Genomic DNA, 18,322 nt, shown 5'->3' with positions numbered 1-18,322 from the left:
GGATCATGATGCACATTCCAGGTCTTGATGCACGAGTCGCGAACCGGCCCCGGCGCCGTGTCCGGACCGGTCCGCCGGTTCGGCGGACCGGCGGTTGCCAACCGATCGGTCCAACACAGCCGCTGTGTACGCTCGTTCGGTTCCCGGTCGAGAGGAGTTGCCGAGTGGCCCGGTCGAGTGGACCTGTTCTGCGTACCCAGAGGCTCGTGATGGAGCCGATCGGGCGCGGGGACAGTGACGACCTGTTCGAGGCCGTGGTCAGTCAGGACAGCGTCATGCGTTGGCTGGCGACCGGCCGGGCGGACAGTCGGTCCGCGGCCGAGGCCATGTGTGACGACCACGTCGCCCACTGGACCAGACACGGCTACGGCGACTTCGCGGTCAGGGATGCCGCGACGCACACGTTTCTCGGCCGGGTGGGACTGCGTAATCGGGCACGGCACGGAGTTGACCTCGGTTTCGCCGTACACCCGCGGGCCCAGGGCCGTGGGATCCCCTCCGAGGCGGGCCGTGCGTGCCTGGACCTGGCGTTTCGCCGCCTCACGCTCCCTGCCGTCTTCGCCTTCGTACTGCCCGGCAATACGGCCTCGATCGCGGCTCTGCGCCGCCTGGGCGCCCAGGCCGACGGGACCCTCCGGTCCAGCGGCCTGCAGTGCCTGCGCTACCGGTTCGGCCCCGCCGCCACGACCGCCACCGCCGCTGCAGCCGCCGCGGAGCATGCGGTGGACGACGAGGGTACGGACCTCCGGTTGATCCATGTGTCGGGCCCCGGGTCCGCGGATGACGAAGCCGCACTCCGCGACGGCCTGCCCGATCCCTTCGGGGTGAACGGGCTCGGCCTGGTGTGGGCCGACAAGCAGCACACCCTCACCGCTGTCTCCGCAGGACGACCGGTGGCTTCGGCGGGATGGCTGCTGGGGGACATGCTCTTCGACGGATCGTCGCCGTACCGCGGGGCTGGGCGGCGTGCTGGTGCACCCCGCGCATCGAACCCGGGGCATCGCCCGGACGGTGATCAGCGTGGCGGTCGAACACGCACGGGCAGCCGGCGCCGAGACCATGGTTCTGCTCTGCAGCCCGGACCTGGTCCCGCTGTACGCCCAGCTGGGGTGGAGCCGACTCTCCGTGCCCGTCACCTTCCGGCAGCCCGACGGTGAACGGACCTCGCCGCTGACCACCATGATCTACGACCTGGCCTGCCTCATCCCACCGTTGATGTGGATCTGCGCGACCTGCCTTTCTGAAGCACTGAACAGGGTTGCGCCGTGTGGTCAGGCTGCCTCAGCAGAAACGAGATTGACTGGTCATCAGGAGCCGGAGCTCCCGTGAGCTGAGCACCGGACGATTCACCCTGTCCCTCCCCCGCCCGGCTACTGAACCACCGGTGTGACGCCCGCCGTCTTGTGGCCGTCCCTCCTCTTTCCGTCCGCGGCCGGAGAGGAGGCCGCCTCTGGATCCAGGGCGTCACGGACGGCGGTCAGGATGTCTTCCGTGTCGGCGCCGAGCGCTCGGGCGGCCGAGGTGAAGTCCCGTGCCAAAGTGGTGAGTTGGTCGGCATCGTGCGCGTATGGATCCGGTGGGAGCGGTGCGACCCGGGTGCCCGCGCCACGGCGGGTGCGGATCAGCGCGGCGGCCTCCAGCTCTCGGTAGGCGCGGGCCACGGTGCCCGGCGCCAGACCGAGATCGGTGGCGAGTTGGCGCACGGTCGGCAGGCGCTCGCCCTCGGCCAGCCGTCCGGTGCGGATCAGCGCGGCCAGTTGGGCGCGGATCTGCTCGTACGGCGGTACCTGGCTGGTGGTGTCGACGCGTACGGCGGGCTCACTCATCGTCGAACACCCCGTTCTCGGCTGCCTCGTCGTCGACCGCCCTGGGGGCCACGACAGTGACCAGTGACCATCCGAAAGTGAACATGCCCAGCAGGCCCAGGGGGCAGAGCGCCACGATCGTGGCAGCGCCGAGCGGGCCGAGGCAGGCCTTGTCCGTGAGCGCGACGAAGAGCATCAGCACGACGAGCAGCACCTGGCTCGACACCAGCAGCCCCCAGGCTCCGGTGACAGCCCACGCACGGTCGCGGCGCTGCTGTTCGTCACCCGTGCCGTGGGCTATGCGGCGCAGAGCCCAGACGCAGACGGGGGTCGCGACCGCGAGCGCGGCGAACATCGGGCCGCTGTAGTACAGGCCGGGCCAGGGGCCGAGTGATGTGCGCATCCCTTCGCAGGTGACGTTGAGGACACCCCCCGCTCTGTCGGGCCGGTCGACGTTGGAGGAGGCTGTGAACGCGCCGATCACCAGCAGGGTCACGAGGAATCCCGCCTGCAGAAGGAGCAAGGGCGCCATACGGGGCGGCACTTGGTCCCGGACGAGGCGCGGAGCCAGGCTCGCGGTGCGTACCGCCTCCTGGGGGTGCAGGGCGAGTGCGTCGCCGAGCAGGGCACCGCCCACCGCGCACAGGCCGAAAGCGGTGATGGCGAACACGAGGGGCAGCGTGATGTCGCTGCTGTTCATCATGACCAGATGCTGTGCGGCCACGATCCCGATCGCCAGACAGGACCAGCGGGCGTAGTGGTCGGCGTGGTCGAGGATCCGGGTCTGGAGCGGGACGGCGTCGAGCATGTGAAGATCCCCCGGGTCATCTTGTACCAAGCAGTGGATACAAGATGGCTCAGGCCGAGCGCTTGTGTCAAACGCTCGATACAAGATGCCGCAGACTCCCGGATCGGTTGGCGCTGTTTCGAGTTCGCCCTCCGTGGAGCGGGTGGCGGTACGGGCGACGGGCGGGTTGGCGCTATCCGAGTTCGATGTCGCCGGAGCGCGTGGGGACGGAGTCGAGGGCGGCGAGCGTCGCCTCGTCGAGGGTGATCGCGCCCGCCTCGGTGTTCGCCCGCAGGTGTTCCGGGTCTGCGGTGCCCGGGATGAGGAACGTGTTCGGGGCGTGGTGGAGCAGCCAGGCCAGGCCGATCTGTGCGGCGGAGACGCCCAGTGCCTGCGCGGCGGTGACGACGGCGGGCTCGTCGGTGACCTTCGGCAGTCCCGCGTAGGCGCCGCCGAGCGGGAAGTACGGCACCCAGGCGACGTCCTCGGCGAGGCAGAGCCGCAGCATGTCCTCGTCGTCGCGCGCCACCAGGCTGTAGGCATTCTGGACACAGGCGATGCCCAGCGGGAGCGCCTGGCGCAGTCCGTCCAGGCTGACGCCGCTGAGGCCGACGGCGCCGATCTTGCCTTCGTCCCGCAGATCGGCCATCACAGCGAGCTGGTCGTCGAGGTCGACGATCTGGTCGCCCTCGGGGCGCAGCCCGGGGCCGCGGTCGGCGCGGCGCAGGTTGACCAGGGGGATCTGTTCGAGTCGGAGGCCCTTGAGGTTGTCCTCGACGGCGGCCCGCAGCTGTTCGGGCCGCTGAGCGAGGCGCAGCGGGACGGGGCCGTCGGGGGCGGGCTCGGCGCCGACCTTGCTGACGACCAGGACGTCGTCCTCGGGGCGGAGCGCGGCGGCGATCACCTCGTTGACGAAGCCGTCGCCATAGAAGTGGGCGGTGTCGACGTGATCGACGCCGAGCTCGACGGCGCGACGCAGCAGCGCGACCGCGGCCTCACGATCCAGGCGCCGCAGCTGCATGGCGCCGTAGCCGACGCGGGAGACGGTGCGGCCCGCGAGCGCGCCGGGCCCGCCGGGTCGTGCCGCTCCGACGGCAGTTTCGGTGAGCCGGTCGGACCGGGCGGTCGAAGCCATGACGGTCTCGCTCTCGTGAGACGATGAGGGTAAACGGAGGGACTCCGTTAATGAGCACCGTAACACTAACCGGAGGGCCTCCGTTTTGACTGTGCCCGACTCTCCCACTCCCGACTCCTTCACCCCCACCCCCGACTCCGCCATCCCCGACCGGGCCGCGGAAGCGGCCGGACGCCCGGCCCGAGCCGACGCCCGCCGCAACCGTGAGCGGCTGCTCGCCGTCGCCCGCGACGCCTTCACCGCGACCGACGGCAAGGCCACGCTCGACGCCATCGCCCGCGAGGCCGGCGTCGGGATCGGCACCCTCTATCGCCACTTCCCCACCCGCGAAGCACTCGTCGAGGCCATATACGCCGCCGAACTCGACGCGGTCGTGACCAGCGCCCCCACTCTGCTCTCCGAGCTCCCGCCCGAGGCGGCGCTGCGCGCGTGGATGGACCGCTACGCGGCCTTCTCCGCGGCCAAGCGCGGCATCTCCGAGACCCTTCGGGCGGGCTGGGCCTCAGGCACCATCGCGACACCGGCCACCCGGGAACGGATCACCGCGGCGATCGCGCTGATCCTCGACGCCGGAGCGCGGTCCGGCTCTCTGCGAGCAGACGTCGAGGCGGAGGAGGTCACGATGATGGTCCTCGGGGTGTTCCTGTCCACGACGGCCGGCAACAGCCCGGAGCTGACGGGACGGCTGCTGGATCTGGTGGTGGATGCGCTGCGGCCGGTGACGGAAGGCGGATCCCGGGCCTGAGGCTCTGATCAGCGGCGGCGGGTGGGGGCGGGCCCCGTAACGCGGGCCCCATGGGGCGGGCCGCAGCAATCCGCGGCCCGGGTGCGGCGACGCCCCCGGACCCGCACCCTGCGTGGGGCGTCGGCGTCGGCCCATTCATTGGCCCATTCATCGGCCCATTCGTCGGCCGCAGTGACGACCCGGGCGCCGATCAGCCGACGCCAGGCACCTCGCGCAGGTTGCGCGGGACCTCCGTCAGGCATCATCAGGCGTCACCGGAGACCGTCGCGGGCCGTTGGTGTCGAAGGCGGCGGTAACCACCTCGCCGGCCACGCCGTTGGACGGGGGGCGGCACGACGTGTACAGCGGCAGGGACCATACTGGTCGGGCCTTGATCTTCCACAGAACGGTTCCATGACCAAGAACAGCAGCTCTTCGACGACCGTCCCCGGCACCGTATGGCTGGCACGCGGGCGCCATCTCGGGCCCGATCCCGAGCAGGACGTCCGACGCAACGTGATCGCTCTCAAAGCGGCCGGGGTCCTCGACGACTATCTGGACCTCGACCCCGTGGAGGCGGCCCGCTCCACTCCTTTGTACCCGCGGGAGAAGTCCGCCGGCCCCGGCCCGTCGGCCCGTCGGCTCTTCGAGGCCCGCTGGCGCGTGACCGACGGCGTCATGGTGCGCGCACAGCTGACCACGTACGAGCCCGGGGGCCGTCGCTCGGACAGCGAGGGGATCACCTGGGTCCTGGCCGCCGAGGCGGAGGCGGCATGGGATCCCCGGTGGCCCTCGCCCGCCACCATGTTCTGGCCCGACAGCGACCGAGTCGCCTGGGACCACGACGTGCTGCCCGGTGTGCGCCTGCGGACGGCGAACCACATGCCGACGGACCAGAACGAACTGCGCCGCCACCTGCGGGATGTCTCCCGCAACACCTGGTACATCCACGTCGTGGTGCATGAAGCCATGACACCCGATGCGAAGGGGCAGCGGCCGGTCTCCGCGTTCCTGCCGCCGAGCCTGCGACACCAGGTCATCGAGCACCGGGCCACGCCGGCCCAGGCGGAGATCGCCGACTTCGCGATGAAGCGGGAGCTGAACGTGCGGTTGCCGCGCGGCGGCGCCGTCGTCCTACCCACGCAGCCGCGGAACCGGGACCACGACGCGGAGCACTTCACCGTGCACAGCGTCTTCCTGGACGGCTCCGAACCAGCAGAGCTCCTCGACCTCATCGAGGAGTTCGCCGAGCTGCCGCGACCGCTTCCGGAGGGCGCCGAGCAGGCTCTGACGCAGCTGCGCCAATGCTGGCACCTGCTGACCCCGGACGAGGAACTGGTCCACGCCCAGGCCATGGTCGTCAAGTACGCCGAAGCACTCGACGCCATGACGAAGTCCAGCGAGCTCTACCAGGCGGCGGCCGAAGCGGCGCAGGCCGCGCTCGCCGAGTTCAGCAGCGGTGACGGCACGCCCCGGCCTCCCGTGTCGGATACGGCCAAGGCCGTCAGTTCACCGCTGAACGCCATCAAAAAGGGACTCGGCCGCTTCCGGGACCCGAGCAGACAAGACATGTGACGCCCACCGCGCGTGGCGACCGTCCGGTGTTGGCCACAGATGTTGGCCACGGATGTTGGCCACAGATTGCGGAGTCCGCGGTCCGCGGTTCGCGGTTCGCGGTTCGCGGTTCGCGGTTCGCGGTTCGCGGTTCGCGGTTCGCGGTTCGCGGTTCGAGGTCTCCCGGGACACCGTCCGGCGACAAGTGCCGAGAACACTGCTCGGCGAAACGTTTGCCCGATGTGCCGGGTGCTTCCTAGCCTCGCCGCATGAATACCGTGACTCCTCCGCCCGCCGTCCAGCCCCGTTTCGTCACCGCCGCCGTTGTCCAGGCCGCGGCCCCGCTGTTCGACACGCCGGCCGCGGTGGCGCGTGCCGAGGAGCTGATCCGGCAGGCCGTCGGCGAACACGGTGCCGAGGTGGTCGTCCTGCCCGAGGCGTTCCTCGGGGGCTACCCCAAGGGCCTCGATTTCGGCATCACCGTCGGGAGCCGGACTCCGGAGGGCCGCGAGTTGTTCCGCCGGTATCACGCCTCCGCCATCGACGTCCCCGGCCCCGAGGTGGACGCCCTCGCCGCGCTCACCCGGGAACTGGGGTGTCACGCCGTGGTCGGCGCGGTCGAACGCAAAGGCGGCACCCTCTACTGCGTGGCACTCTTCCTCGGCCCCGGCGGCTATCTGGGCCTGCACCGCAAACTGATGCCGACCGCCGCCGAGCGCTACCTCTGGGGCCAGGGCGACGGCTCCACCCTCCCGGTGATCGACACCGGTGCCGCCCGCCTCGGCGCGGCCATCTGCTGGGAGAACTACATGCCACTGTTCCGCACGGCGATGTACGCCAAGGGCGTGGACCTGTGGTGCGCCCCGACGGTGGACGACCGTGAGGCCTGGCAGGCCACCATGCGGCACATCGCCCTGGAGGGCCGCTGCTTCGTCCTCGGCGCGAGCCAGTACCTGCGCCGGGACGCCCTGCCCGCCGACGTCCGTCCCGTCCAGGGCGACGCTCCGGACACCGTCCTCATCGGCGGCGGCTCGGTCATCGTCTCTCCGCTCGGCGACGTCCTCGCCGGTCCGCTGCGCGACGGCGAGGGCATCCTGAGCGCGCGGCTCGACCTGGACGACCTCACCCGGGCCCGTTTCGACTTCGATCCGACCGGCCACTACGGCCGCCCGGACATCTTCAGCCTCCGCGTCGACGAGACTCCCCGCACCGCGGTCACCACCGGGCGGACCCCACACACTGACGCCGAGTGAACTTTTTCAGACACGCATGTGGCGTAATCCGTCATCTTCCAGCCATGCGCGCGTACGGGCCCCAACTGCGTCCTTTACGCCTCCGTAACCCCCGGGGTGCTGGATGACACGACCCTGACCAGGGGCGATGCAGGATTCCTTCATTGACGGCGGCCCAGGTGCTCATTAGCGTCGGCGCCATGAACCACCGAGCCCCCGCGGACACCGTCGACGAACTGGACCGGCGCATCATCGCCGCGCTCCAGCTCAACGGTCGTGCCCCGTGGAGCGCGGTGGCCCGGTGGGTGGACGCCAGCGAGACGACCGCCCAGCGGCGCTACCGGGCCCTGCGCGAGCGCGGGCTGCTGCGGGTCGTCGGCACCCTGGAGCTGGACCGGACGCGGGAGGGATCCTCCATGCTCGTCCGGGTTCAGGCCAGGCCCGGACGGGGACTGGAGGTGGCGGACCGGCTCACCGCCAGTCCGGACGTCCGCTTCGTGGCCGTCGTCACCGGCGCCGCCGACCTGATCGTCGACTTCGTCGCCCGCGACAACGAGGAGATGATGCGGATGCTCTTCACCGATCTGCCGGCGGCCGACCTCATCACCAGCACCGAGGCCGTACCGGTCATCCGCGCGTTCACCTCGGCGTCGATGTGGGACACCGGGCTGCTGCCCGCCGAGGCGGCGGCCGACCTGCGGCCCGAAACCCTGGCGTCGTCCTGCGACCGCGCCGACTGGGACGTGACACCACAAGCGCTCACCACCCTGGAGCAGGCGGTCGTCGCGGCCCTCAAGGAGGACGGCCGCACCCCGGTCAGCACCCTGGCCAGGAACCTGGAGCACACCGAGTCCAGCGTCGCGCGGGCCATGGACCGGCTCATCGCCCGCGGCGTCCTCCAGTTCCGCACCCTCGTCGAACCGGCGCTGATCGGGTACGACGCGGAGTTCATGGTCTGGCTGTCGATCGAGCCCGACCGGCTCGACGCCGCGGGACGCCAGCTCGCGCGGCATCCGGGAACCAAGTTCCTGGGCGCGGCGACCGGCCGCTTCAACCTCGTCGGGCACATGGTGCTGCCCCGCCGTACCGACCTCTTCCGCTACACCAGTGACGTCATCGGGGCGCTGCCTGGACTGATGGCCTCCGACGTGACACTGCACCTCGTCACCATGAAGTACTCCTGGCACCGGATGGTCCGTCCCACCGCAGCCCGTACCCCTTAAGTCCCCACCGTTTACGTCCCCACCGCTTGCGTCCGCACCGCCGAAGTCCGTACTGCCTGAGTCCGTACTGCGTGAGTCCGTCACTCCTCAGCGAGCGCCCGCCCCTTCGGGCCCCGCGACGGCTCCCGGCGTCGGTCCCACCTCTCGTCCCCCACTTCTTCTCTTCTTCGTCCCGTCCCCGACCCTCGTGGAGTCACCATGCCCACAGACGACTCCGGCCTGCCCGCGGACAGCTGGCGCTGGACCGAACAGACCTGGCGCGCTCACACCGACGCCGTGCGTGCCGGACGGCGGCTGATCCCCGACCGCTGGCCCGGCGGCGCCCGCGTGGCCGTCGCGCTGTCCTTCGACTCGGACCACGAGACGATCCCGCTGCGCGACGGCGAGACCAGCCCCGGCCGCCTCGCCCAGGGCGAGTACGGCGCCCGCGTCGGCGCACCCCGGATCCTGGACCTCCTCGCCCGGTACGGCGTCCCCGCGACGTTCTTCATGCCGGCGGTCTCCGCCCTCCTGCACCCCGAGGAGGCCCGCGCTTACACGCGTGACGGGCACGAACTGGCCGTCCACGGCTGGATCCACGAGCGCAACACGCTGCTGGGCCGCGCCGACGAGCGGGAACTGACCGCACGCGCCCTGGACACCCTCGACACGCTGACCGGGCAGCGCCCCGTCGGAATCCGCACACCGTCCTGGGACTTCTCCGACTCGACGCTCGACATCATGCTCGAACTCGGCTTCGCCTACGACTCCTCGCTGATGGCCGACGACGAGCCCTACGAGATCGTCGCCGACGGCAGGCCCACCGGCCTGGTCGAGATTCCCGTGGACTGGATCCGGGACGACGCCCCGTACTTCACGATGGACCGTTACGGCTCCGTCCGCCCGCACAGCCGCCCGCGCGACGTGCTGGAGATCTGGACCGACGAATTCGACGCCGCGTACCGAGAGGGCGGCGTCTTCCAGCTCACCCTGCACCCGCACGTCATCGGCCACCGCTCGCGGCTGGTGGCGCTGCGCGGACTCCTCGACCACATCGCCGCCCACTCCGGCGTCTGGTACGCCACACACGCCCAACTCGCCGCCATGGCCCGCACCGCGCTGAACGGCGAGACGGCCCCACCGAACAGCGGGACGACCTCGCCGAACGACCGGACGACCGCCAGTTCCGTCCCCGACGCCCCGGAGCAGACGCCATGACCACCGGATCCGCCACGCCACCCGCCGGTCCCCTGTCCAAAGGCGGCGGCTCCCCCGCCCCGGGCAGACTGAGCGGCGCCCAGCGCAAGGCCATCGTCGCCGGCACCATCGGCAACACCGTCGAATGGGTCGACTGGGCCCTGTACTCCATCTTCGCCAAGATCATCGCTGACGAGTTCTTCCCCAAGGGCGACGGAGCGGTGGCCCTGCTGTCCACGCTCGCCGTGTTCGCCGTCGGCTTCGTGATGCGCCCCGTCGGCGCCGCCGTGCTCGGCGCCTACGCCGACCGCCACGGCCGTAAGAAGGGCATGACCCTCACGGTCGCCCTGATGGCGGGCGCCGGCTTCCTGATCGCGATCACACCGAACTACGACACCATCGGCGTCCTCTCGCCACTCGTCCTGCTCGTCGCCCGGCTGGTCCAGGGCTTCTCAGCGGGCGGCGAGTTCGGTTCGTCCTCCGCCTTCCTCGTGGAGTCGGCGGCCCGCGGCAGGCGCGCGTTCGCCAGGTCGTGGCAGCAGGTGTCGGTCGCGGGCGGTGTCCTCATCGCCTCGCTCCTGGGCACCCTCACCACCTCGACGCTCAGCGACGACGCCGTGCACTCCTGGGGCTGGCGCGCCGCGTTCGTCTTCGGCGGGCTCCTCGGCCTGGTCGGTCTGTGGCTGCGCGTCACGGTCGAGGACACCGAGTCCTTCACCCAGGCGCAGGACACGGGCCGGACCCGTACCAACCCCGTCAAGACGATGTTCGTCGAGCACCCGGCGGCGACCCTGCGCGTCGCCGGCATCACGATCGCGGGCACCCTGACCTACTACATCTGGGTCAACTACCTTCCCACGTACGCGAATCTGACCACCGGCATCCCACTGAAGACGGCCCTGCTGTCGCAGACGCTGTGCCTGGTCGTGTTCGTCGTCGCGCTGCCGTTCGTCGGGCTGCTCTCGGACCGGATCGGCCGCAAGCCGACCATGGCGGCCTTCGCCGGCGGCTTCGTGGTCCTGGCCTGGCCGCTGCTGCACCTGCTCAGCGGCAGCTTCCTCAGTCTGTTCCTGGTCCAGCTCGTCGGCATGCTGCTGATCCTCGGCTACTCCGCCAACTGCGCCGTCATCATGGCCGAGCAGTTCCCGGCGGAGGTACGCGCCACGGGCATCGCCCTGCCCTACGCCCTCGCCGTAGCGGTCTTCGGCGGCACGGCGCCCTACCTGACCACCTGGATGCACGAGAACGGCCACACCGACCTGTTGTGGATCTACGTGTCCGGCGCCGCGCTCATCTCCCTCGTCGTCTACCTCACGATGCCGGAGACCAAGGACAAGGAGTTCGACTGATGGCGCACGTGCTCGTCACCGGTGCCGCGGGAGGCATCGGCGGGGCGATCGCCGAGGAGTTCGCCGCGCGAGGTGCGCTGCTCACGCTCGCCGACCGCGATCCCGAGGCGCTGGAACGGACCGTGGCCCGGCTGGGCGGTGGCACGACGGCGCACGCCGCGGACCTCACCGATCCGGACGCGCCCGCCGCCCTGGTCGAGGCGGCCTGGGCGGAGCACGGCCCCGTGGACGTTCTGGTCAACGCGGCGGGTGTCTACCCGTCCCTGGACATGGCGCAAGTCGACGCTCGCGCCTGGGACCGCTTGTTCGCCGTGAACCTCCGCGCCCCCGTGCTCGCGACCGCCGCGTTCGCCCGGCTCGCCATGGCGGCCGGGCGGTCCGGCGCGGTCGTCAACATCTCCTCCGGTTCCGCGTTGCGGGCCCGCCCCGGCGGCGGCCCGTACGCGAGTTCCAAGGCCGCTCTGGAGATGGCCACCCGGGCCGCCGCCCTGGAGCTGGGCGAGCACGGCATCCGCGTCAACGCCGTCAGCCCCGGGTTCGTCCAGGTGTACAGCGACTGCAATCCCGTCTCCGCCGAGTACGCCTCGGCCATCGGCGCCAACCCGCTGGGGCGCCCGGGCAGCCCGCGGGACATCGCCCACGCGGTGTGCTGGATCGCCGGCCCCGACGCCTCCTGGATCACCGGGGAGGTCCTGCGCGTGGACGGCGGATCCAGTACGGGCGCCCTGCACCTGCCCCGCATCTGGCAGCCCGGCGACACCCGCGCCACCCCCCACACGGCGATCCCGGCCGCCACCTCGGAAGGACTCTCCTCATGACCGACCCCTCCCCGCAGCGGGCCGCCTACACCGTCGTCGGCGGGGGTGCGATCGGCGGCACGCTGGCCTTCGCCCTCGCGCGGGCCGGCCACCCGGTCACCCTCGTCGACACCGACCCCGCCCACGTGGCCGCGATCCGCGCCCGCGGCCTCGTCGTCGCACACGGCGAGTCCCGTACGAGCGTGCCGGTCGCCGCCGCCACTCCGGACGAGTTCTCCGGCACCCTCGGACGGGTCCTGCTGGCCGTGAAGGCACAGGCGACGGCCACCGCGGCGGCCTGGATCGCGCCCCGCCTGGAGCCGGACGGCTATGTGGTCTCCCTCCAGAACGGCTTCAACGAGGCCCTGATCGCCCAGCACGTGGGCGCCCACCGGACCGTCGCCGCGTTCGTGAACATCTTCGCCGACGTGGTCGAACCGGGTGTCGTCCTGGACGGCGGCGCCGGTGCGCTCGTCATCGGCGAGGTCGGCGGCGCGCCGGTGAGCCCCCGGGTCCGCGCGGTCGTGGCCGACCTGCGGAGCTGGGGCCCGGCCGTGGCCAGCGACAACGTCGAGGGGTATCTGTGGGCCAAGGCCGGCTTCGGGGCGATGCTCGCCGCCACTGCCCTCGCCGACGCGCCCATGGCCGACCTCATCGACCGGCACCGTCCCGCCATGGCCGGACTCACCGGTGAGATCTTCGCCGTCGCCGACCGGCTCGGCGTGACTCTGGAGGCCTTCGACGCCTTCGACCCCCACCCCTTGCGGCAAGGAACGGACCCGGCGGAGCGCGACGCGGCCTTCGACCGCCTGAGCGCGTGGCTGCGTACCCAGGCGAAGGACCGCAGCGGCATCTGGCGGGACCTCGCCGTACGGCACCGGCCCGTCGAGGTGACCACCCATTACGCCGACGTCTTCGACGACGCGGCCCGCGAAGGACTGCCCACGCCACTGCTGCGCAACGTCATGGACGGCCTGCGCGAACTGGAGGGCGCGCCGGACGGGATGTCGGAGTCGCGGCTGGAGGAACTGGACCGCCTCGCCGGACCGACACCGCCGGGAACAACGGCGAGCGGACCGACGGCGACCGGACTGCTGGACGAGCCGGACCGCCTGGAGCCTGGCCGGCCTTCCCGGCCCGCGGTGCCCGGACGGTTGCCGGGGGCGGAGCAGGCCGCGGCGGTTCGGCGGTGGCTCGACGAGCACCGCGAGGACATGGTCGCCGACCTCGACGCGTACACCTCCCAGGGCAGTGCCAGCGACGACCCCGCCGACCTCGCCGCTTGTCTCGGCTGGCTGCGCGACTGGCTGGACCGGCGTCTGGGGGCACCGGACGCCGAAGAGATTCTTCCCCGGGCGGAGGCGGAGGCGGAGGCCGGGGCGCGGACGGGGTCCGAGGCGGGGGCCGGGGACATCCTCGTCCGCCGGTACCCGGCCCGGGATCCGGCCGCCGAGGACGGCAGGCCGGTTCTGCTCCTCGGCCACTACGACACCGTCTGGCCGACCGGCACTCTCGACCACTGGCCCTTCCTGCGGGACGGCGACCACATCAGCGGGCCCGGCGTGTTCGACATGAAGGCCGGTCTCGTGCAAGCGGTGTGGGCCCTGCGCGCCCTCGACGCCCTGGGCCTGCCCAGGCCGGCCTGCACCCTGATGCTGAACGGCGACGAGGAGACCGGCAGCCTCGCTTCCCACGAGGCCATCGTCGCCGGGTCCCGCGGCAGCAGGCTCGCCATGGTCTTCGAGGCGGCCGCGGACGGTGCGATCAAGACGGCCCGCAAGGGTGTCGGACTCTTCACCCTCACTGTCACCGGGAGCGAGGCCCACGCCGGACTCGACCCCACCGCCGGAGCTAGCGCGGTCGACGAACTCGCCCACCAGATCCTGCGCCTGGCCGAACTGCGCGACCCGGACGCGGGCACCTCCCTCAACGTGGGCGTGGTCGAGGGCGGCACCCGCAGCAACGTCACCGCCGGACGGGCCGTCGGCCGCATCGACATCCGCGTCGCCTCCGCGGCCGAGCAGAACCGCGTCACCGATGCCCTCGCCGCCTTGAGCCCGGTTGATCCGCGCACCCGCGTGGAGATCACCGGGGACTGGAACCGGCCCGTCTTCGAGCGCACCGAACAGGTCGCGGCGCTCGCTGAACTGGCCCGCCGTTGCGCGGCGTTGCTCGGGGAGGACCTGCGGGAGGCGTCCGTCGGCGGCGCGAGTGACGGCAACTTCGTCGTTGCCGCGGGCACGCCCGTCCTGGACGGCATCGGCGCGGTCGGCTCGGGCGCGCACGCCCGCTCGGAGAACACCTCGGTGTCCGGCATGGTCGCACGCTCCGCGCTGGCCGCCACGGTGCTGACCTCGTTGGCCGCGGGATGACCCAGAAAACGGATCAGGCTGTCCGGACGTCGCCGACGGGGGTGTCCCCGACGAGTTGAACAACAGGCTTCAGCCCAGTGGGTCCAGCCAGTGCGTCTGGTGCGTCTGGTGCGTCTGGTGCGTCTGCGGAAGCGGTAGTCGATCTGCCCCGAGGTGACTTCGTGAAGGGCGGAAGACAAGCCCAGCGCGATACCGATAGCCGGGGCAGTAGGCCCCGCCTCTTCGGGCACCCATCGTGCCCTGCCGCTTCCTGACTCGGCACAGGTGTCGCGTTTAACCTCCGGAAGTGAGCCTATGGACTTCCCTGGAACCCGCCTCCGCGACAGTGGACCCGGGTGGCAGTACGACTGTGCGGCTGCGTCTGCGCAACACCGGTGACGTGGTGGACGAGTACCGCTTCGAGGCGGTCGGTCCACTGGCACCCTGGACGAGGGTCGAACCGCAGACACTGCGGCTGTATCCGGGGACGACGGGCTCGGTGGACCTCGCCTTCGCGCCACCACGGACACCCGATGCGACGGCAGGACCCAACCCGTACGCCATACGCATCACGCCGACCGAGCATCCGGAGGCGACCACCGTCCCCGAGGGCAATCTCACGATCACTCCGTTCACGGAGGTGCGGGCGGAGCTGGTGCCGCCGACGGTGAAGGGGCGTTTCCGGGGCCGTCCGAAGCTGGCCGTGGACAACCTCGGCAACACGAAGCTGACGGCGTCGGTCAGCGGCAGCGACAACGGCGACCAGCTCTCGTACGACATCTATCCGTCGAACGTACAGATCGAGCCGGGGCGGGCGGCGTTCGTGAAGACGACGCTGAAACCGCGCCAGATCAGCTGGTTCGGATCGAAGGAGGACCGGCCCTACACCCTGACCGTGCAGCGGTCCGGTGTGGAACCGATGGACGTCCAAGGCACCTACGTCCAGCGAAGCTTCCTGCCACGCTGGCTGGCCACCTTCCTCGGTGTGTTCATGGCCCTCGCGATCACCTTCGTGATGCTGTGGATCGCCTACAAGCCCCAAGTTCGCAGCTCCGCCACGGAGAAGCTCCAGGAAGCCGGCATCAGCACCCTGCCACCGAGTCCCACGGCCTCGCCCGAGGCGCCCAAGGTCCCGTCCGGGGCTCCCACAGTGCCCCCGGCCGCGACCGAGTCGCAGAAGGCGGGCGGAGCCGCGGCCGGTGCGGGAGGCGGTGGTTCGGAGGACAAGGAGACCAAGGCTCCGGAGAAGACCGCCGCGACCGCCGTCCAGAAACTGGCCGCGCAGGACCCGAGCGGACGGCACATCTGCTATCGGGCCTATGTGTCGGGCCAGGGTTGGACCGACGCCGTGTGCGACGGCGAGACGGCCGGCACCGTGGGCAAGGAGACGCCGCTCAAGGCCGTCAACATCGCCGTTTCAGGCACCAAGGGCACGGCCGGCGCCGCCTTCGTCCACAACCCCGGGTCGACCAACGGCGAGGGGCACTTCCCCGACCCGTGGTCGGGCGTCGCCGACGGCATCGACAACTACCTCGGCAGCACCAAGAAGGACGCCCCCAACATGCTGGGGTTCACCATCAACGTCGATGGCGGCGGCGGAGCCGTCTGCCAGACCGCGCACGTCCACAACGACGCCTGGCTCGGCCTGGAATGCGACGACCCCAAGGCCGGGTTCGACTTCACCTACGCCGGCACCCACAACAACGACCTCTGGCTCGAAGCGATCAAGCTCACGGTGTGACCCGAACCGTTCAGTCACAACTCCGGTCCCGCCACGCGCAGTTCGAGGCGGGGAAGCCGGAGTTGTCGTCTGACTGACAGAGAAGCCCTCGCCCAGATCGAGCAACACTGTCGAGCGACGGTGCTGGGGCCGCCGAGGGATCAGGTCGTGGTGGGCCAGGTTCGCAGCAGTGCGGTGATCTTCCCAGCGGTGCAGGTGGGATCGAGCAGCAGGTCCTTGAGAGCGACCGCGTCCTCACGGGTCGGCTTGACGGAGATTCCGGCGGCGTCGAGGTACATGACGCCTGTCGCGGCGGCCACGGCCAGGTTCGAGCGCTCCAGCCAGCGGCACCGGCCCAGCGTGTGGATCAGGGCAGCGGCCTTGGCGTACGGACTGCCGTAGACACGCTGCTCGAAGAGCTCGGCCCGGTGACGGGCGACCGCCGAGACCGGAACTCCGTAGTCGTCGGGGGCGGGGTCGTCCGCTCCGGCCGCCTCGGCGACCTGCAGGATCCAGGCAACGTCGATGTGCAGGTCCATCAGGCTACGCGTACTCCCTCGGGCGCCTGGCGTGCATCCTCGGCGTCGTCGAAGACCGACTGGTGATCGGCGAGGAAGCGAGCAGCCGCCTCGACGCTGCGGGCGCGCAGGCCGCTGGCATCGTCCTGGACCAGCCGGGCGAGGTAGTCCCCGATGCTCAGCCCCAGGTCGGCGGCACGCTTTCGCGCGAGTTCCGCAATGTCCTGGTCCACTCGTGCGCCCAGTTGTGTCTTAGCCATTCCCGCATGGTAACAGTCGTTACCAGTCTTGGTACAGGGGCTCCTCATTCCTGCCGCAGTCGCGGACGGATCCAGTACGAGCAGATCTCGGACGACTGCTCCGCCGGGACCACGGGCGACGGGCAGGCCGGGCACTGGTCGCAGGTCACAGGTCACAGGTCACAGGTCACAGGTCACAGGTCACAGCAGAACGACGGAATCTCGTGGGCGGGGTGAAAGGCCTCCACGGGGGCACCCGGCCTTCTGCGACACCGATGGGTGCCGCTCTTCCGACAGAAAGAGAAACCCGTGTACATAGGTCTCGGTACCGTCGTCGTCATTATCATCATCATCGCCGTCGTCATGATGCTGCGCCGCCGCTGACGTGGGCGAGAGCGGTCTGTGAGTGTCGAGACACTGGCGGGGCCTCGTGCGGAGCGGTTCGGCTGTCTTCCGAACCGCTCGCCGGCCATCTGGTGCTGCCCCAGGGCAAGTTGCCCACACTCACAGACCGGACAAAGCCAACGGGCTTCTACGTAACACCGCCTGACACTTGGTGTCCTGGTCCAACGGGTTCAAGCCGGGTGGAGCGCGAGCGTCGGCGAGAGGCGGGACGCGCGGACGGCTGGCTGCAGGCCCGCGATGCTGCCGATGAGCAGCGCTGCGGCGAATCCGCCGCCGACCGCCCACAGTGGAATGACCCAGGGAATACGGTTTCCGAGGGCGTACGTGCCTGTGACGGCCGTGCCGAGCAGGATTCCGGCGACGCCTCCGAGGCCGGACAGCAGCAGGGACTCGGTGACGAACTGGCCCCTGATCTGCCCTCGGGCAGGCTCTCCGGAGAGACCCTGCACCAGCGCATTGCGCTTGCCGGGCCGCCCGGCGAACTGAAGAACCTCGCAGACACCTTGGACGCCATGCTCACCGTCTGGAGAAGCTGGTCTCCGCCCAGCAGCGATGTGCCGCGAACGCCGCCCACGAATTGCGCACTCCCATGGCCATCTGGCGTTCGGCGGCCGAGATCGGCCTCGCCGACCCCGATCCCGATCACGTCGCGTGGATACTCGAAGAGCTGCTGCGCGTCGCCGACCGGAGCGAGCACCTCGTCGAATCCCTGCTCCTGCTCGCCGCCGCGGACCAGGAGCCTATCGACGTCGTGCCGTTGCGACTGGACGAGACGGTGGCCGACGTCGTCGCCGACAGGATGCGGGAGGCGGAACAACGCGGCATCACCCTCACCTCCCGGTGCGAGCCCGTCACCGTCGACGGTGACGTGGTCCTCCTGTCCTTGCTGGTGCGTAACCTGCTCGACAACGCACTGCGTTACAACCACGCCGGTGGCGCCATCGACGTGTCACGGGACGACCACGCCGGTGGCGCCATCGACGTCACTGTCACGGGCCGAACGCTGATCGTCGTCAACACCGGCCCGTTCATCCCCGGCGAGGTCGCGCCCCAGTTGTTCGAGCCCTTCCGGCGCCTGGGCAGGCGCAGCCACGCGCCGGGGGAAGGAGCGGGTCTCGGTCTCTCCATCGTCGCCACCATCGCCCGTACCCACCACGCCCGGGTTGTCGCCGGCGCCAACCCGGACGGCGGGATGACCGTCACCGTCCGTTTCCCGTAGAACGTGCAGAACGTGCGGGCCCCAGCCCTGGACAAGCCCCGATCGGCCTCAGGAACGGCTCGGGCCCACTTGTCCCGCGACATGTCGT

16 protein-coding genes and 2 pseudogenes are annotated in these 18,322 nt (G+C 70.7%); 12 read left to right on the top strand and 6 right to left on the bottom strand.

What is annotated here, in order from left to right; translation table 11 throughout:
- Positions 1–5: 5 nt before the first annotated feature.
- Both OHS59_RS44665 and OHS59_RS44660 read left to right on the top strand, forming a co-directional pair.
- Positions 6–608 (top strand): annotated as a pseudogene (locus OHS59_RS44665) (GNAT family N-acetyltransferase); the annotation flags it as partial.
- Between the two features lie 358 nt (positions 609–966).
- Entirely contained in the window at positions 967–1,329 is a 363-nt protein-coding gene (locus OHS59_RS44660) for a GNAT family N-acetyltransferase (RefSeq protein ID WP_443061598.1), read from the top strand.
- Positions 1,330–1,370: 41 nt separating this feature from the next.
- On the opposite strand, the gene OHS59_RS43250 is transcribed toward OHS59_RS44660, so the two are convergent.
- From OHS59_RS43250 to OHS59_RS43240, 3 genes are all read right to left on the bottom strand, one after another.
- Positions 1,371–1,826 carry a GntR family transcriptional regulator gene (locus OHS59_RS43250; protein ID WP_328498821.1) on the bottom strand — a complete coding sequence of 152 codons (456 nt, stop codon included), beginning with the start codon at positions 1,824–1,826 and terminating at the stop codon, positions 1,371–1,373.
- On the bottom strand, positions 1,819–2,613 hold the full coding sequence (locus OHS59_RS43245; protein WP_328498820.1) for a hypothetical protein: 795 nt from the start codon (positions 2,611–2,613) through the stop codon (positions 1,819–1,821). The genes OHS59_RS43250 and OHS59_RS43245 overlap by 8 nt, the downstream gene beginning before the upstream one ends.
- A 172-nt stretch (positions 2,614–2,785) precedes the next feature.
- Positions 2,786–3,727 carry an aldo/keto reductase gene (locus OHS59_RS43240; RefSeq protein WP_328498819.1) on the bottom strand — a complete coding sequence of 314 codons (942 nt, stop codon included), beginning with the start codon at positions 3,725–3,727 and terminating at the stop codon, positions 2,786–2,788.
- Between the two features lie 85 nt (positions 3,728–3,812).
- Here OHS59_RS43240 and OHS59_RS43235 point away from each other — a divergent pair, with 85 nt between their 5' ends.
- The 9 genes from OHS59_RS43235 (at position 3,813) to OHS59_RS43195 (ending at position 15,874) form a co-directional block, all read left to right on the top strand.
- Positions 3,813–4,472 (top strand): TetR/AcrR family transcriptional regulator, encoded by a 660-nt coding sequence (locus tag OHS59_RS43235; protein ID WP_443061597.1) that lies wholly within the window; start codon positions 3,813–3,815, stop codon positions 4,470–4,472.
- Positions 4,473–4,865: 393 nt separating this feature from the next.
- Positions 4,866–6,026 (top strand): hypothetical protein, encoded by a 1,161-nt coding sequence (locus tag OHS59_RS43230; RefSeq protein ID WP_328498818.1) that lies wholly within the window; start codon positions 4,866–4,868, stop codon positions 6,024–6,026.
- Between the two features lie 248 nt (positions 6,027–6,274).
- The gene (locus tag OHS59_RS43225; RefSeq protein ID WP_328498817.1) at positions 6,275–7,258 is read left to right on the top strand and encodes a nitrilase-related carbon-nitrogen hydrolase; all 984 of its coding nucleotides are present in this window, start codon (positions 6,275–6,277) and stop codon (positions 7,256–7,258) included.
- Positions 7,259–7,437: 179 nt separating this feature from the next.
- Positions 7,438–8,460, top strand: a complete 1,023-nt coding sequence (locus tag OHS59_RS43220) for an Lrp/AsnC family transcriptional regulator (protein WP_328498816.1) — start codon at positions 7,438–7,440, stop codon at positions 8,458–8,460.
- Positions 8,461–8,658: 198 nt separating this feature from the next.
- Complete coding sequence (locus OHS59_RS43215) at positions 8,659–9,657, top strand: polysaccharide deacetylase family protein (protein ID WP_328498815.1); 999 nt, start codon at positions 8,659–8,661, stop codon at positions 9,655–9,657.
- Positions 9,654–10,985: an MFS transporter gene (locus OHS59_RS43210; RefSeq protein WP_328498814.1), complete on the top strand. Its 1,332-nt coding sequence runs from the start codon at positions 9,654–9,656 to the stop codon at positions 10,983–10,985. The genes OHS59_RS43215 and OHS59_RS43210 overlap by 4 nt, the downstream gene beginning before the upstream one ends.
- Positions 10,985–11,803 (top strand): SDR family NAD(P)-dependent oxidoreductase, encoded by an 819-nt coding sequence (locus OHS59_RS43205; protein ID WP_328498813.1) that lies wholly within the window; start codon positions 10,985–10,987, stop codon positions 11,801–11,803. Before OHS59_RS43210 ends, OHS59_RS43205 begins: the two co-directional genes overlap by 1 nt.
- Positions 11,800–14,154 carry a 2-dehydropantoate 2-reductase gene (locus OHS59_RS43200; protein ID WP_328498812.1) on the top strand — a complete coding sequence of 785 codons (2,355 nt, stop codon included), beginning with the start codon at positions 11,800–11,802 and terminating at the stop codon, positions 14,152–14,154. The genes OHS59_RS43205 and OHS59_RS43200 overlap by 4 nt, the downstream gene beginning before the upstream one ends.
- Before the next feature lie 286 nt (positions 14,155–14,440).
- Positions 14,441–15,874 (top strand): COG1470 family protein, encoded by a 1,434-nt coding sequence (locus tag OHS59_RS43195; protein ID WP_328498811.1) that lies wholly within the window; start codon positions 14,441–14,443, stop codon positions 15,872–15,874.
- Positions 15,875–16,014: 140 nt separating this feature from the next.
- Here the strand turns inward: OHS59_RS43195 and OHS59_RS43190 are convergent, their stop codons facing one another.
- From OHS59_RS43190 to OHS59_RS43180, 3 genes and pseudogenes are all read right to left on the bottom strand, one after another.
- Positions 16,015–16,392: a fic family toxin-antitoxin system, toxin component gene (locus tag OHS59_RS43190; protein WP_328498810.1), complete on the bottom strand. Its 378-nt coding sequence runs from the start codon at positions 16,390–16,392 to the stop codon at positions 16,015–16,017.
- A complete protein-coding gene (locus tag OHS59_RS43185) occupies positions 16,392–16,631 on the bottom strand; it encodes a hypothetical protein (protein ID WP_328498809.1) in 240 nt (79 codons plus the stop codon). Before OHS59_RS43185 ends, OHS59_RS43190 begins: the two co-directional genes overlap by 1 nt.
- A 554-nt stretch (positions 16,632–17,185) precedes the next feature.
- A pseudogene (locus tag OHS59_RS43180) lies at positions 17,186–17,437 on the bottom strand (ABC transporter permease); the annotation flags it as partial.
- Between the two features lie 167 nt (positions 17,438–17,604).
- Between OHS59_RS43180 and OHS59_RS43175 the strand changes: the two are divergent.
- A complete protein-coding gene (locus OHS59_RS43175) occupies positions 17,605–18,234 on the top strand; it encodes an ATP-binding protein (protein ID WP_328498808.1) in 630 nt (209 codons plus the stop codon).
- Positions 18,235–18,322: the final 88 nt, after the last annotated feature.

Source organism: Streptomyces sp. NBC_00414 (assembly GCF_036038375.1).
Taxonomy (GTDB): domain Bacteria; phylum Actinomycetota; class Actinomycetes; order Streptomycetales; family Streptomycetaceae; genus Streptomyces.
This window is presented reverse-complemented; position numbering and strand designations above follow the sequence as displayed.

Coding starts and splice junctions, on each gene's coding strand:
- OHS59_RS43250 (WP_328498821.1), bottom strand. CDS start 1,826: ATGAGTGAGCCCGCCGTACGCGTCGACACCACCAGCCAGGTACCGCCG.
- OHS59_RS43245 (WP_328498820.1), bottom strand. CDS start 2,613: ATGCTCGACGCCGTCCCGCTCCAGACCCGGATCCTCGACCACGCCGAC.
- OHS59_RS43240 (WP_328498819.1), bottom strand. CDS start 3,727: ATGGCTTCGACCGCCCGGTCCGACCGGCTCACCGAAACTGCCGTCGGA.
- OHS59_RS43230 (WP_328498818.1), top strand. CDS start 4,866: ATGACCAAGAACAGCAGCTCTTCGACGACCGTCCCCGGCACCGTATGG.
- OHS59_RS43225 (WP_328498817.1), top strand. CDS start 6,275: ATGAATACCGTGACTCCTCCGCCCGCCGTCCAGCCCCGTTTCGTCACC.
- OHS59_RS43220 (WP_328498816.1), top strand. CDS start 7,438: ATGAACCACCGAGCCCCCGCGGACACCGTCGACGAACTGGACCGGCGC.
- OHS59_RS43215 (WP_328498815.1), top strand. CDS start 8,659: ATGCCCACAGACGACTCCGGCCTGCCCGCGGACAGCTGGCGCTGGACC.
- OHS59_RS43210 (WP_328498814.1), top strand. CDS start 9,654: ATGACCACCGGATCCGCCACGCCACCCGCCGGTCCCCTGTCCAAAGGC.
- OHS59_RS43205 (WP_328498813.1), top strand. CDS start 10,985: ATGGCGCACGTGCTCGTCACCGGTGCCGCGGGAGGCATCGGCGGGGCG.
- OHS59_RS43200 (WP_328498812.1), top strand. CDS start 11,800: ATGACCGACCCCTCCCCGCAGCGGGCCGCCTACACCGTCGTCGGCGGG.
- OHS59_RS43190 (WP_328498810.1), bottom strand. CDS start 16,392: ATGGACCTGCACATCGACGTTGCCTGGATCCTGCAGGTCGCCGAGGCG.
- OHS59_RS43185 (WP_328498809.1), bottom strand. CDS start 16,631: ATGGCTAAGACACAACTGGGCGCACGAGTGGACCAGGACATTGCGGAA.
- OHS59_RS43175 (WP_328498808.1), top strand. CDS start 17,605: ATGGCCATCTGGCGTTCGGCGGCCGAGATCGGCCTCGCCGACCCCGAT.